This is a genomic window from Leclercia sp. W6 (assembly GCF_003336345.1).
Taxonomy (GTDB): domain Bacteria; phylum Pseudomonadota; class Gammaproteobacteria; order Enterobacterales; family Enterobacteriaceae; genus Enterobacter.
Window position 1 is genome coordinate 3,195,425 of the sequence record NZ_CP031104.1, and the last position, 14,201, is coordinate 3,209,625.

General features: G+C 56.3%; 15 protein-coding genes. 7 read left to right on the forward strand and 8 right to left on the reverse strand.

Annotation, left to right across the window (positions count from 1 at the left end; all coding sequences use genetic code 11):
* Window positions 1-300 precede the first annotated feature (300 nt).
* Window positions 301-576, forward strand: a complete 276-nt coding sequence (yjfY, locus tag DVA43_RS15585; protein WP_114316075.1) for a DUF1471 family protein YjfY — start codon at window positions 301-303, stop codon at window positions 574-576.
* A 79-nt stretch (window positions 577-655) separates the two neighbouring features.
* Here the strand turns inward: yjfY and DVA43_RS15590 are convergent, their stop codons facing one another.
* The 6 genes from DVA43_RS15590 to ulaA are packed head-to-tail and all read right to left on the reverse strand — an operon-like array spanning window position 656 to window position 5,065.
* Window positions 656-1,342 (reverse strand): L-ribulose-5-phosphate 4-epimerase, encoded by a 687-nt coding sequence (locus DVA43_RS15590; RefSeq protein ID WP_114316076.1) that lies wholly within the window; start codon window positions 1,340-1,342, stop codon window positions 656-658.
* Window positions 1,329-2,195, reverse strand: coding sequence for an L-ribulose-5-phosphate 3-epimerase (locus DVA43_RS15595; RefSeq protein ID WP_103823010.1), 867 nt, complete (start codon window positions 2,193-2,195; stop codon window positions 1,329-1,331). Before DVA43_RS15595 ends, DVA43_RS15590 begins: the two co-directional genes overlap by 14 nt.
* A gap of 9 nt (window positions 2,196-2,204) precedes the next feature.
* Window positions 2,205-2,855: a 3-keto-L-gulonate-6-phosphate decarboxylase UlaD gene (locus tag DVA43_RS15600; RefSeq protein WP_114316077.1), complete on the reverse strand. Its 651-nt coding sequence runs from the start codon at window positions 2,853-2,855 to the stop codon at window positions 2,205-2,207.
* A 13-nt stretch (window positions 2,856-2,868) separates the two neighbouring features.
* Complete coding sequence (ulaC, locus tag DVA43_RS15605) at window positions 2,869-3,336, reverse strand: PTS ascorbate transporter subunit IIA (protein WP_103823008.1); 468 nt, start codon at window positions 3,334-3,336, stop codon at window positions 2,869-2,871.
* Window positions 3,337-3,346: 10 nt separating this feature from the next.
* Entirely contained in the window at window positions 3,347-3,652 is a 306-nt protein-coding gene (gene ulaB, locus DVA43_RS15610) for a PTS ascorbate transporter subunit IIB (protein WP_103177980.1), read from the reverse strand.
* A 12-nt stretch (window positions 3,653-3,664) separates the two neighbouring features.
* Window positions 3,665-5,065: a PTS ascorbate transporter subunit IIC gene (ulaA, locus tag DVA43_RS15615; RefSeq protein WP_114316078.1), complete on the reverse strand. Its 1,401-nt coding sequence runs from the start codon at window positions 5,063-5,065 to the stop codon at window positions 3,665-3,667.
* Window positions 5,066-5,419: 354 nt separating this feature from the next.
* Between ulaA and ulaG the strand changes: the two genes are divergently transcribed.
* Both ulaG and ulaR read left to right on the forward strand, forming a co-directional pair.
* A complete protein-coding gene (gene ulaG / locus DVA43_RS15620) occupies window positions 5,420-6,484 on the forward strand; it encodes an L-ascorbate 6-phosphate lactonase (RefSeq protein ID WP_114316079.1) in 1,065 nt (354 codons plus the stop codon).
* Window positions 6,485-6,592: 108 nt separating this feature from the next.
* Entirely contained in the window at window positions 6,593-7,348 is a 756-nt protein-coding gene (gene ulaR / locus DVA43_RS15625; protein ID WP_114316080.1) for an HTH-type transcriptional regulator UlaR, read from the forward strand.
* Here the strand turns inward: ulaR and yjfP are convergent.
* On the reverse strand, window positions 7,345-8,076 hold the full coding sequence (gene yjfP / locus DVA43_RS15630; protein WP_103177976.1) for an esterase: 732 nt from the start codon (window positions 8,074-8,076) through the stop codon (window positions 7,345-7,347). The genes ulaR and yjfP overlap by 4 nt on opposite strands.
* A gap of 138 nt (window positions 8,077-8,214) precedes the next feature.
* Here yjfP and bsmA point away from each other — a divergent pair, with 138 nt between their 5' ends.
* From bsmA to DVA43_RS15645, 3 genes are all read left to right on the forward strand, one after another.
* Complete coding sequence (gene bsmA, locus DVA43_RS15635) at window positions 8,215-8,544, forward strand: biofilm peroxide resistance protein BsmA (RefSeq protein ID WP_114316081.1); 330 nt, start codon at window positions 8,215-8,217, stop codon at window positions 8,542-8,544.
* A gap of 135 nt (window positions 8,545-8,679) precedes the next feature.
* A complete protein-coding gene (yjfN, locus tag DVA43_RS15640; RefSeq protein ID WP_103823003.1) occupies window positions 8,680-8,967 on the forward strand; it encodes a DUF1471 family protease activator YjfN in 288 nt (95 codons plus the stop codon).
* Window positions 8,968-9,138: 171 nt separating this feature from the next.
* Window positions 9,139-11,064: a methyl-accepting chemotaxis protein gene (locus DVA43_RS15645; protein WP_114316082.1), complete on the forward strand. Its 1,926-nt coding sequence runs from the start codon at window positions 9,139-9,141 to the stop codon at window positions 11,062-11,064.
* 3 nt (window positions 11,065-11,067) lie between these two features.
* Here the strand turns inward: DVA43_RS15645 and DVA43_RS15650 are convergent, their stop codons facing one another.
* Window positions 11,068-12,690 carry an isovaleryl-CoA dehydrogenase gene (locus DVA43_RS15650; protein ID WP_114316083.1) on the reverse strand — a complete coding sequence of 541 codons (1,623 nt, stop codon included), beginning with the start codon at window positions 12,688-12,690 and terminating at the stop codon, window positions 11,068-11,070.
* Window positions 12,691-12,872: 182 nt separating this feature from the next.
* On the opposite strand from DVA43_RS15650, the gene DVA43_RS15655 reads away from it, so the two are divergent.
* On the forward strand, window positions 12,873-14,162 hold the full coding sequence (locus tag DVA43_RS15655) for an MFS transporter (RefSeq protein WP_103823000.1): 1,290 nt from the start codon (window positions 12,873-12,875) through the stop codon (window positions 14,160-14,162).
* Window positions 14,163-14,201 lie beyond the last annotated feature (39 nt).

The following is a 14,201-nucleotide window of genomic DNA, read 5'->3' on the forward strand; positions in this document are numbered from 1 at the left end:
CGAGGCCCGGGGAGGCAAGGAACGTGTTAAAGGTCGGCTGAAAAATTGACGCGTCATAATACTTGCGCACCCTTCGAAACTCAAGCTGATTGCGCAAATAATTCGCACAAAGCGCAAAGCGGTTGTAAGTGGGTGATTTACCATTACTCACGGGCGATCGCGGCGATTTTTTGAACAACTGCATCAGAAATGGTCGCCATAGCCTGCGAGATTCGTGCTTACACTTTAATCAGACCCTGTCTCTGGACAAAAGACAGCCGTGAATATCGTCGCACCGTAGTTAGTCGTGGAGCGCATATCATGAAAAAATTCACCCTTGCCGTTCTGGCTGCGCTTTTGCTTTGTGCAAACGCGACAGCAGCCATTCAGGTTGATGGCCGACAGGCCAGAAATATGGATGATGTGCAAAGTCTGGGCGTCATTTATATCAACCATAACTTCGCCACGGAAAGTGAAGCGACTGAAGCCATTAATGCAGAAGCCGATGCGCGGGATGCCCGCTACTATCACGTCATGCTCACCCGTGAACCGGGCAGCAACGGCAATATGCACGTCAGCGCAGATATCTATCGGTAACGCTTTGACGCTAGCACCAGGAAAGCCAACAACGAAAAAATTGTCATAGTCTTATTAGCCCCCTGCCCGGGGGCTTTTTTTATTTTTGCCCGTAATAAGCATTCGGGCCATGTTTGCGCATAAAGTGCTTGTCCATCAGATAGCTGTCTATAGGTTTCAGGCTTGGATTAATACCGCGTGCAATCCACGCCATTCTCGCCACCTCTTCCATTACCACGGCATTGTGCACGGCGTCATGGGCATCTTTACCCCAGGCGAAGGGGCCATGTTGATACACAACAATACCCGGCGTGTGCAGCGGTTCGCCGTCACCCAGCGTTTCAATGATCACCTTGCCGGTATTGAGCTCGTATTCGCCGAGCACCTCCTCTTCGGTGAGTGCGCGTGTGCAGGGGATATTGCCAAAGAAATAGTCTGCATGGGTGGTGCCGAGCGCGGGGATCGCCAACCCTGCCTGCGCCCAGGCGGTCGCATGGGTCGAGTGGGTATGCACTACCCCGCCAAGAGAGGGATAACGCCGGTAGAGCGCCAGGTGGGTCGCGGTATCAGACGAGGGTCGCCACTGCCCTTCCACGACCTTTCCGTCGAGATCCACGACAACTATATCTTCCACGCGCATGGTCTCGTAGGCCACCCCGCTGGGTTTGATCGCCACCAGCCCGCGCTGGCGGTCAATCGCGCTGACGTTTCCCCAGGTAAAGGTGACCAGACCGTAACGCGGCAAATCCATGTTTGCCTCAAATACCTGCTGTTTAAGCTGCTGCATGATCTTCCTCCCCAAGCCCGGCTCGCGCCATACGCTCAAGTACCCAGTCACGCGCCTGCACCACTTCGCGCTCGGGATCGTCCGACGTTTCACTCCACATCTCGATCAGGTAAGGCCCACAATAGCCACTCTGTTTTAACGTCTGGAAACAGCGTTCAAAATCGACGACTCCGCTGCCAAACGGTACGTTTTTGAAGACGCCGGGACGGGTATCTTTCACATGTACCGCCACGATATGTCCGATGCCGGCCTGCAGCTCCATCTGCACGTCGTTATCCCACGCAGAGAGATTGCCGATGTCGGGATAGAGCTGGAACCACGGATTATTCAGGTAATGGGCATAACCCAATGCCTTGCTGATGGAGTTCATCAGCGGGTAATCCATGATCTCCATCGCCAGGGTGACCTGCGCGCGGCTGGCCATTTCAACGCTCTCTTTCAGGCCATCACGGAAACGACGGCGCGTCTCATCATTGGCTTCCTGATAGTAAACGTCGTAACCGGCAAGCTGGATTACGCGAATCCCGACATCCTGCGCAAAGCGAATTGCTTTACGCATGATCTCAAGGCCCTGCGCCCGCACCGCGTCATCTTCACTGCCGAGCGGAAAACGACGGTGGGCGCTCAGGCACATCGAGGGGACGCGCACGCCAGTTTCGGCGACGGCGTCCACCAGCGCCAGACGCTGCTCGCGGCTCCAGTCGAGTCGGGAAAGACGCGCATCCGTCTCATCCACCGACATTTCAACGAAATCGAATCCCAGCCGTTTCGCCAGCCGTAGCCGCTCAAGCCAGCACTCCCCGGTGGGGAGCGCCTTTTCATAGATGCCAAGCGGAACCTGTTTGCTTAACATAACCGCTCCTTATCCCCACAGCTGGGCGATGGAACGTTTAAACTGACGCGCCGCTTCCACCGGCGAGGCGGCATCGCGAATGCTGCGACCGGCGATAAAGACGTGGATAGGAATGCCGGCAAACAGCGGCAAATCTTCGAGCGCCAGCCCGCCCGTCACCGTAACCTTAAAGCCCATATCCGCCAGACGTTTAACGGCGCTGATATCCGCCTCGCCCCACGCGACCCCCGCGGCCTGCGCATCGCGGCTGCGGTGATAGACCACCTGCTGAATACCCGCAGCGCGCCACGCTTCTGCCTGCTCCCAGGTCCAGAAGCCCGTGAGTTCGATCTGCACGTCACCGTTAAATTCTTTGGCGACTTCCAGCGCGCCTTTCGCGGTGTTGATATCTGCGCAGCAGATCACCGTCACCCAGTCGGCATTGGCTTCGAAACACATCCGCGACAGGATTTTGCCCGCATCGGCAATTTTGGCGTCAGCCAGCACGATCTTATGCGGATAGAGGGCTTTCAGATCGCGGACGGCACGGCCCCCCTCCCCGACGCACAGAATGGTGCCCACTTCGATAATGTCTACCTCTTCCGCGATCAGACGCGTGGTTTCGTAAGCGTGGGCCAGAGTCTGGTTATCCAGCGCAACCTGCAACATTGGTAATGACATGTTCAACTCCCTTTTAAGCTGCCGCCGCAGTGGCATTGTCGATTAAATCCAGCACGTCCTGCGCGGTACGGCAGGCGCGTAAACGGTCAAAATTGGCTTCATCTTCAAACAGGTTGACGATCTGCATAATGCCCACCTCCTGGTGGGTATTGGCATCAACGGCCGCCATGGTGATCAGGATGTCCACCGGATCGTTATCTTCGTGGTTAAACACCAGCGGCGTTTTCAGGGTGACCAGGGCGAAACCGGTTTTTTTGACCCCCTCTTCCGGGCGGCCATGCGGCATCGCCAGCCCTGGCGCAATCACAAAATAGGGCCCGAACTGCTCAACGCCATCAAGAATGGCCTGGTAATAACGCGGCTCAACGACATCCGCCTTAACCAGCAAATCAACGCCCAGCTTTACCGCCTCCTGCCAGGTATTGGCCTCGGCCTGGAGAAGGATGGAATTATTCTCCGCCAGCGAATCACGTAGTTTCATATGCCTCTCCTTACTTCACATCTTGCGGAAAGTGCGCTTTGATCACTTCCAGCAGTTTTGGGCCGAAGTCCGCAGGCGACAGCATGTTGCGTACACCCACCACATATTTATTGCCTGCGACGCTAATCTCACCGGCGATGTGGGTAGAGGCGATGATGATGTCCGCGCCGTTCAGTTCACTTTTGTATTCACCCACCGCGCAGCTGTTTACCGTGTGGTCAATGTTTGACTGGGTTAAAAACTGGTCCACTTTCATCTTCATGATCATGGAGCTCCCTTGCCCATTGCCACACACAGCCAGGATACGTACGGTCATAATCAAAACTCCTTAGTGAGCAGAAACTTCTGCTGTTTGTTTTTCCGCATCTTCTTCCGCCCGCAGCGTACGGCCAGCGAAGAACATGTAAGCCAGTGCAATCAGAATGATGACGCCCATAAAAATAAGGCCGACAGAGGCGAAGCCCTGCATCATTGGCGGCGCCAGGATTGACCAGTCCGCCATGCCCATCCAGGCGCTCATACCGGTCAGTTTGACCGCCCACACGCAGCCGAAGATTTCAACCATGCCCATCACCAGGCAGATCTTGAGCGCCGCGCGCCAGCCGCCAAAGTGGTTAGCGAACACGCCGATAGTGGCGTTGGAGAAGAACATCGGGATAAAGCCAGGAATGATCAGGATGGAGGAGCCGCAGCCCACCAGGATGGCCACCGCAATCAGCTGGCCGATGGTGCCCCACATAAAGCCCCAGACGACGGCGTTCGGCGCGAAGCTATAAATCGCCGCGCAGTCAATTGCCAGTACGGCGCCAGGGATCAGGCGTTGAGAAATACCGTTGAAGGCCTCAGACAGTTCAGCCACGAACATGCGTACGCCCTGGGTGATGATGAAAATCGCTACCGCGAAGGAGAAGCCGGTTTGCAGGATATAGATAGACCAGTGCGTTTTACCGGCCATCGCCTGCACCGTATCAATACCGAATGAGAGCAGGATCGCGCCGAAGAAAATGGTCATCACGATGGCGGTAGAGACAATATTGTCGTGGAAGATATTCAGCCAGCCGGGCAGCTTCAGATCTTCAACGCTCTCCTCTTTTTTCCCCAGATACGGGGCGACTTTATAGGCAATCCAGGAGGCAAACTGCTGTTGATGGCCGATAGAGAAACCGCAGCCGTCGGTCACTTCCTGCGTCGGCTTGTACATCATATTGGAGGTGATGCCCCAATAGAGCGAGACCAGGATCGCCGTGCAGATAATGGTGGTCCACATCGGGTAGCCGAAGATATAGAGGGAAACCGCAATCAATCCGGCCTGCTGGAACATGATGTGGCCGGTGAGCATGATGGTGCGGATGCCGGTAATCCGACGCAGCAGAACGTAAATGATGTTCAGCGCCAGTGCGAGCAGGACGGCGTATCCCACCCAGCTATAGGCATCTCCCATCCGTTCGATAGTGGCCATCATTGAGGCGTAGGTGTCTGATATAGCGCCGTTGATGCCATACACTTCCGACATTTTGGCGACAACGGGTTTAAAGGTGCTGGTTAAAATGCCTGAACCCGCCTGAAGCAGCATAAAACCGATGATGGTTTTAATGGTGCCTTTGATTATCACGCTCACGCTTTTACGCAGCAGGATATAACCCAGACACGTCACGATACCCAACAGCAGCGGGGCGTTGGTCATGACCTGATTAAAAAAGACGGTAAAGACGCTGTAGAGGATCTCCATAACACTCTCCGGTAAAGGCGGTACGATGCCTAGTGTTCGTACAACAGGCCTCCACTCTAGTAATCACAAATAATCACCACAAGATTGAATTTGATTATTTGTGACCTATCACGCAAATTATTTCCACCCTAAGTGCAATGTCTTTATCCGCACCTATGCGATATCAATAAAAAATATTTATTTCAATAAGTTAACAAAGACAAAGCATAAAAATCACGTATAGGATTTTTAATGAGAGCAGCTTTAGATTGCCGTAACGCTCGCAAATCGCCATTGCAATGCTGATTCATTGGTGACAATATCAATCAAAACACGTCACCAAATGATTACTTGTGATAGAGAGGGAGTCTGACTATGAGTAAAGTGAACACTATTACCCGCGAATCATGGATCCTCAGCACCTTCCCGGAATGGGGAAGTTGGCTGAATGAGGAGATCGAGCAAGAGCAGGTCGCGCCGGGCACATTTGCGATGTGGTGGCTGGGTTGTACCGGTATCTGGCTAAAATCTCAGGGCGGGGCTAATGTTTGCGTCGATTTCTGGTGCGGCACTGGCAAACAGAGCCACGGCAACCCACTGATGAAAAAAGGTCATCAGATGCAGCGTATGGCGGGCGTCGAGAAGCTGCAGCCAAACCTGCGTACCACGCCATTTGTCCTTGATCCTTTTGCGATTCGTCAGATAGATGCCGTCCTCTCGACCCACGATCACAACGATCACATCGACGTTAACGTCGCGGCGGCAGTCATGCAGAACTGTGCGGATGACGTGCCTTTCATTGGACCGCAGACCTGCGTCGATTTGTGGATCGATTGGGGCGTGCCAAAAGAGCGCTGCATCGTAGTGAAACCTGGCGATGTGGTGAAAATCAAAGACATTGAAATTCATGCCCTCGATGCGTTTGACCGTACAGCGCTGATTACTCTGCCAGCCGATCAAAAGGCCGCGGGTGTGTTACCGGACGGCATGGACCAACGTGCGGTGAACTACCTGTTCAAAACCCCGGGCGGTACGCTGTACCACAGCGGTGACTCACACTACTCTAACTACTATGCCAAACACGGTAACGAGCACCATATCGATGTGGCGCTGGGCTCCTATGGCGAAAACCCGCGTGGCATCACCGATAAGATGACCAGCGCTGACATTCTGCGCATGGCTGAAGCGTTGAATACCCAGGTAGTGATTCCGTTCCACCATGATATCTGGTCAAACTTCCAGGCCGATCCGCAGGAGATCCGCGTGCTGTGGGAGATGAAAAAAGATCGTCTGAAATATGGCTTTAAGCCCTTTATCTGGCAGGTGGGCGGCAAGTTTACCTGGCCGCTGGATAAAGATAATTTCGAATATCACTACCCGCGCGGCTTTGACGACTGCTTTACCATTGAGCCGGATCTGCCGTTCAAATCTTTCCTGTAATTGGCCCCTCATCGCCAGGCGCTGTGCCTGGCGATTCCAACTTTTGCTTAGTAATTTCAGGCTATTTCAAATATCATCTTTTAAAATCAATTTATTTCGGAATAGCTCATGACAGAAGCACAACGTCATCAAATCTTACTGGAACTCCTGGCGCAAACGGGGTTTGTCACCGTTGAACAGGTGATTGCCCGGCTGGGCGTTTCTCCGGCGACGGCACGCCGGGACATCAACAAACTTGATGAGAGCGGTAAGCTGAAAAAGGTGCGTAACGGCGCGGAAGGGATCAGCCAGCAGCGCCCTCGCTGGTCGCCGATGAATATTCATCAGGCGCAGAACCACGACGAGAAAGTGCGTATTGCCAGAGCCGCCTCCCAGCTGGTTAATCCTGGCGAAAGCGTGGTGATCAACTGCGGTTCCACCGCCTTTCTGTTGGGTCGTGAGATGTGCGGCAAACCGGTGCAGATCATCACCAACTACCTGCCGCTGGCCAACTACCTGATTGACCAGGAGCACGAAAGCGTGGTGATCATGGGCGGGCAGTACAACAAGAGCCAGTCCATCACCCTAAGCCCGCAGGACAGCGAGAACACGCTCTATGCTGGCCACTGGATGTTTACCAGCGGCAGGGGGCTCACCGCCGAAGGGCTGTATAAAACCGACATGCTGACGGCGATGGCGGAGCAGAAGATGCTGAACGTGGTCGGCAAGCTGGTGGTCCTGGTCGACAGCAGCAAGGTCGGGGAACGTGCGGGCATGCTCTTCAGCCGTGCCGAGCAGATAGACATGGTGATCACCGGTAAAAACGCTAACCCACAGATCCTCCAGAAACTGGAAGATCAGGGTGTGAAGATCCTGCGCGTTTAAAGGTGCTGGCGGAAAAACGCGACCGTGGCGTCGAGCGCGCCCGGCGTAATACGGTGTTTGACTCCCGCCTCCCACAGACAGGTCAGATTTTTATCCAGCCCTTCCTGCTGCAACGCCTGTTGCAGGCGGAACGTCTCCCCGGCGGGCACCACATCATCCTCCTCACCGTGCCACAGCAGCAGCGGGCGGTCAGCCAGACGCGGTAGCGCGGTCGTTACTTCCCAGTCGGCAAGCGGTGCGACCATCGACGCGAATGACCCAGGTTGCTGCGGCGGAAACAGCGTACGGGCCAGCGAGGTAAAGTAGCCCGAGCCCATCAGGCTTGCCACACATTTGACCTCCGGATAGCGCGCCATAATGCCCAGCGCGGTCATTCCCCCCATTGAGGCCCCGGCCACCGCGAGCCGTTCATCGGCCACCAGCCCGGCCTGATACAGCGCATCCCGCAGCGGGGCAAACTCGGTGAGGTTGCCATGCAGGATCGGCCAGAACTGTCCCAGGCGGGCCTGCTCATCACCGCTAAAACGGGCCCCGTGATCGGGCGCATCCGGCATCACCACCCGAAAACCTGCCTGTGCCAGCGCCACCGCAAAATAGCTATAGACCAGTTTTGATGAGGTAAAACCATGATAAAAAATAACAACCGGCAACGGTTTAGCCCCCTTTCCTGCGGGAACGGCATGTACAATCTCATGGTCGCCAAGCTGCCGTACTTCAAGTTCAATCATAATTGGGCCTCATACTTATGGGTGAATCATAATGTTGAGAACTGGCTTACGCTTTCACACAATTTTCATTCGAAATTTACGCTATAGCTAACAATTTGGGAACATTCCCCCAATGTCAAATCAACAGAGATCTACACTATGGCTATCAGGAAACGAGACAGGTTTATGCGAAAGGTTGCTGCTTTAACGCTGATGGTGTTGTTGGGCGGATGTAGCGTATTGCAAGGTACGCCGCAGCCTGCGCCACCGGTCGCCGATCACCCCCAGGAGATACGTCGTAATCAAACGGAAGGATTACAGCGAATGGGTACCGTGACCGCACTCGAGCGAGGCTCTCCCGATGATGCGGCAGAGGCCATTAAAGCAAAAGCTGTCGCCGCGAAAGCAGATTATTACGTCATCGTCCTTATCGATGAAACCATCGTGACGGGACAATGGTATTCGCAAGCCATTTTATACCGTAAATAACGCGCGGTATTTAAACGACATTTACACTGCTTTGCGTCCATAGACGTTTTCCTGTCCACAATAAACTCCAGCCAGTGACAATGGAAATGAGTTTATTAGCGAAGGATTGCCCGGCGGATACCGGGGACACGTAAAATGGAGCTGACGATGAAACGATCTCTTGCTTTGACCACACTGTTACTCTCAGCCGGTCTGGTGAGTACGGCAGCACAGTCAGCTGAATTTGCCAGCGCTGATTGTGTGACGGGTTTAAATGAAATTGGATTGATCTCCGTGAGTGATATCTCAGGGAGCCCGCAGGACGTAGAGCGCATGATTGCGCTAAAAGCCGATGAGCAGGGTGCCTCGTGGTATCGCATCATAAAAATGCAGGAAGAGAGCCATGTCGATCGCTGGCGGGCGCAGGCCATTCTTTACGTCTGAAAATCGTCAATAAAAGCCACTAAAAAAGAGTGGCTTTTTAATCTTTACAATTCTATTATCCTTGCCATAACTCCCCTGAGATATCTTTGTAACATTTTGTTACATAAAGCCAATAAATGTTATCCCCGCTCTGCCGTTGAAAAGCGATACCTTTTTAACAATGAGCAATTTATGATCAACTTTTTCCGCCGTGCAGGTCTGGGCACAAAGCTATCGCTGCTTACCGGCTTGAGTGTCGCCACTCTCTTTTTACTTTTCACTTTCCTCCTGAGCTACAACGCCAGTCAAAAACTTGAATCGCTGGCCGTAGAAGACCTCCATAACCAGTCCACCGGCGTGGTGGATATGGTGCAGATGTTCAATACCAGCCTCACCGAAGAGGTAGAAAGTTACACCCGCCTGTTCACCACCTTTTTGCCGCAGCCGCTGAGTATTGATGCCAGCCAGACCCGCGTCATCAACGGACAGAACGTCCCGCTGTTGAAAGGCGGCGATACGGAACTCCATGAGAACAACACTACCCCCGATGATTTTCTGAATCGCACCGGCGCGATCTCTACGCTCTTTGTCCGCAGCGGCGACGATTTTGTCCGCGTGGCGACCTCGCTGCGTAAAGAGAACGGCGACCGGGCCATCGGTACGGTACTCGATCATGCCAGCCCGGCATGGGAAGTGGTCAACAAAGGTGAGGTCTATCGCGGCCTCGCCCTGCTGTTCGGAAAACGCTATATCACCCAGTACCAGCCGGTAAAAGATGCGGGCGGTCAGGTGATCGCCATTATCTTCGTCGGCGTCGACATCACCCACTCCTGGAACGTCATGCGCGAGAAGATCCTTAGTCGCCGTCTGGGTGAGAGCGGCCACTTCTTTGTGCTGAACCGCAGTAACGGCAAGAACCACGGCCAGTACCTGTTCCATAGCGCAGAAGAGGGAGAGCTGCCGAAGTGGGATAATACCGTTCAGCAACAGCTGCTGGGGGATCAATCCGGCACCCTGGAACGCCAGAGCGCCGATGGTCGCACGTTGATCATGGCCTGGACACCGCTACCGGGCTGGAACTGGACGATAGTGGGCGAGGTGGATAAAACCGTACTGCTGGCTGATGTGACCAGCATGCGCGACCGCTTCCTGCTGGCGGGCGTGGCGCTTTCCGCGCTCTTTGCCATGCTGTTCGTGTTTATTATCCGCCGCTGGCTCACGCGCCCGCTGCGCGATGTGATTGGCCTGGCCGAACAGTATGCCGCAGGCGATCTGCGTGCCACCCTGCCTGCCACCCGTCAGGATGAGGTGGGTCAGTTGATCGGTGCCATCAACGGCATTGGCGGCGGGCTGCAAAAAATCGTGCTGCAGGTGCGGGAAGCTGCGGGCGATATTCATCTGGGGACCAACGCCCTGGCAGCGGATACCGGCGAGATCTCCGAGCAGATCAACAAGCAGGCCAGCAGCGTGGAGGAGACGTCCGCCAGTATGGAGCAGCTGGCGGCCACCGTGCAGCAGAACGCCGCCAATATGGAGCAGACCCAGCAGCTGGTCGGTGAAACCTCCCGGGCGGTGCATCAGGGTGGGGAGACCGTCAGCAATGCTGTCTCCACTATGGATGATATTCGCGAGGCATCAAAACGTATCGAAGCCATCACCCGGGTGATTGAGGGGATTGCCTTCCAGACCAATATTCTGGCGCTCAACGCCGCCGTCGAAGCCGCCCGGGCGGGCGAGCATGGTAAAGGCTTCGCCGTGGTAGCCCAGGAGGTCCGCGCCCTCGCAGCGCGCAGCGCCAACGCGGTGAAGGAGATTGAGCAGCTGATTGGCGATACGCTCAGCAAGGTGAGCGAAGGCCACGCCCTGTCGGAGCAGACCCGCCAGGCGATGGAGAGCATCATCGCGCACATCGATAACATCAAGGCGCTGGTTACGGAGATTAACCATGCCTCTCACGAGCAGTCGGCGGGTATCGGTCAGGTGAACCTGGCGATGACCCATATCGGCGAAGCGTCGCATATCAACGCCGACCGCGTCTCACGCAGCGAACAGACGGCGCAAACCCTGCGGGAGAAGGGTTCGCACCTGACCGAGCTGGTCAGCCTGTTCCGCCTGTAAGGTTCAGGCCACGCCGCCCGTGGCGCGCAGCAGCAGGTCGTCCTGCACCTGCTCGCTGAGCAACGATCGGCCACGGGCATCGAGCATCTCACGGCACCAGGCCTGCGCCAGCGGCGGAGAAGCGTGGCGCAGCATCTGCGCCCCCGCACCCAGCAGGTAAATCTGCCGGGCGATCTCCCTGCCCTGCGCCTCCTGCGGTTTACGCAGTTTTTGCTGGAGCTGGCGCCAGCTGCGATCGAAATGACGATCCTGACCTTTGACCTCGGCAAAATCCGCCGCCAGCAGATCGACTACGCCAGGCTGTTTCGCCAGCACCCGCAGCACGTCCAGCCCCATGATATTGCCCGAGCCTTCCCAGATGCTGTTAACCGGCATCTCGCGGTACAGGCGCGGCAGCTCGCTCTCTTCGCAATAGCCAATGCCGCCAAGAACCTCCATCGCTTCGGCGACAAACGGGATCCCCGCTTTACAGATCGCCAGCTTCGTTGCCGGGGTAAACAGCCGCGCCCACAGCACCTCCTGTTCGTTATCCCGGCGATCCCAGGCCCGCGCCAGGCGGAACAGCAGCGCCGTCTGCCCCTCCAGCTGGAGCGCCATGCGGCTTAACACATCGCGCATCAGCGGCTGGTCGATCAGGTTTTTGCCAAAAGTCTGCCGCTGGTGGGCATGGTACAACGCCACCGAGAAGGCGCGGCGCATCAGGCCGTGGCTGCCGAGCGCGCAGTCGAAACGGGTGAGGCCGCCCATCTTCAGGATCTGGCGCACCCCTTCCCCCTCTTCGCCCAGCAGCCAGCCGGTAGCATCGAGAAACTCGGCTTCGCTGCTGGCGTTCGAGCGGTTGCCCAGCTTGTCTTTCAGACGCTCCAGATGCACGGCGTTGCGCAGGCCATCAGGCAGAAAACGGGGAACGAAGAAGCACGACAGGCCGCCTTTGGCCTGCGCCAGCACCAGATGCGCATCGCTTTGCGGCACCGAGAAAAACCACTTATGCCCCACCAGCCGATAACTCCCGTCGCTGCAGCGTTCTGCCCGGGTGGTGTTGCTGAGAACATCCGAGCCGCCCTGCTTCTCCGTCATTCCCATGCCGATAAGCAGACCGCGCTTCTGATTGCCCGGCGCCAGATGGGAGTCATACCGGTCGCTCAGTAACGGCGTCAGCCAGTCGTGAAACGCGCGCGGTAGCGCCTGCTGCAAAAGTGGCGTGGCGGCGTGGGTCATGGTGATGGGGCAAAGCGTGCCAGCCTCAACCTGCGCATGCAGGATAAACCGTGCCGCCCGGGCCACGAATGCCCCTTTTCGCGCCTCCTCTTCCCACGCCAGGTTATGGACCCGGTTGGCGCAGAGCCCCTGCATCAGCAGGTGCCAGGCGGGATGGAAGCGCACATCATCCAGCCGGGTTCCGCTGGCATCATAGCGCAGCAGTTCAGGGGGATTGGCGTTGGCCAGGCGGCCAAGCTCCAGGGATTCTGCCGTACCCAGCTGTTGACCGATGCTGGCGAGCAGCTCAGCGTCCCAGTCGGCACCTTCACGATTGACCGCTTCACACAGCGCGCGATCGGAAAGAAACAGGTTGCTGTTGGTGAGTGGCGCAGGCTGATTAAAAACAGTGTGCGTCTGCCAGTGCATAACGTATCCCTCCTTCTATGGCAATGGAGTAAGTATGGACAAACCGGGCAGGCGCTGCACAACAGCGGGCGCACAATATCGCCAAGCTCAAGCGTGAATCTGGTCACACAATGAACGAATAATAAATTTCTTATCGTTTGTTATGGTGAATAATTTATTCTTACCCTCATGGAGAGATGACGATGCAAACCACTCAACGGGCGCCGGATGCCCATAAGCGCGCTTTAATTGCTGGCTCAATTGGTAATTTCATCGAATGGTACGAATTTGCGGTATACGGTTTTCTCGCCACCGTGATTGCGAAAAACTTCTTTCAGCTCAGCGGTGAAGCGGGACTGACCAGCCTGATCCTCACCTACGCCTCTTTCGCTATCGCCTTCTTCTTTCGTCCGCTGGGGGCCATCGTCTTTGGCCGGATTGGCGATCGCATCGGCCGCAAACCCACACTGATTATCGTGCTGGTGATGATGACCCTGGCAACCGCCGCAATCGGCATCGTGCCGGTCTATGCCAGTATTGGCATTGCCGCCCCGCTCATCATCACTGGCCTGCGGATCCTGCAGGGGCTTTTCGCCGGGGGAGAGTATGGCGGCGCAGTGTCGCTGATGACCGAGTTCGCCCCGCGCGGTAAACGCGGGCTCTACGGCGCCTGGCAGTCCTTTACCGTAGCGCTGGGCCTGCTGGCCGGCGCGGGCATCGTGGCGCTGCTCTCCGCGCTGCTAACGCCAGAAGCCCTGCACGACTGGGGCTGGCGCATTCCCTTCTTTATCGCCCTGCCGCTGGGGGCGGTGGCCCTGTGGCTACGGGTGAGCATGGAAGAGACGCCCAGCTTCGTGAAGCAACAAACCAAACCGGTGGCCGTGAAGGCGCGCACCAGCGACACGCTGAAAGCCATCGGGATGGGAATTGGCCGGGTGATGGTGTGGTCTGCCGCAGGGTATACCTATCTGGTGATCATGCCCGCCTACCTGCAATCGGCTCTGCATACCGGCTTTAACCAGGCGCTGCTGATTGCGGTGATCTCCAATATCGGTTTTGCGCTGACCATTATCCCATCGGGGATCCTCAGCGACCGCATCGGGCGCCGGACGGTGATGGTTATCGCCGCCGCGCTGCTGCTGATCCTCGCCCTGCCGTTGCTGAAAATTTTGCAGGCGGAGTCCAGCACCCTGGCGGTGAAAGCGATAGTGGTGCTGATTGCCGGTGGCCTGGTGGGGATGCTGGCAGGGCCGGGCCCGGCCATGCTGTCAGAGATGTTCCCGACAAGGGTGCGCTATACCGGACTGGGGCTGGCCTATTCGCTGTCGAACGCCATCTTCTCGGGCTGTGCGGGGCTAATCATTACCGGGCTGATAAAAGAGACGGGGAACCTGGATATTCCGGCGTATTACGTGATGGTCACGGCGGTGGTGAGTATTGGGGCGCTGATGACGCTTAAGAAGGATGACCATTTACGGTCGCTGGAGGAGTGAGTGATACTGCCGGGTGGCGGCTTCGCCTTACCCGGCCTA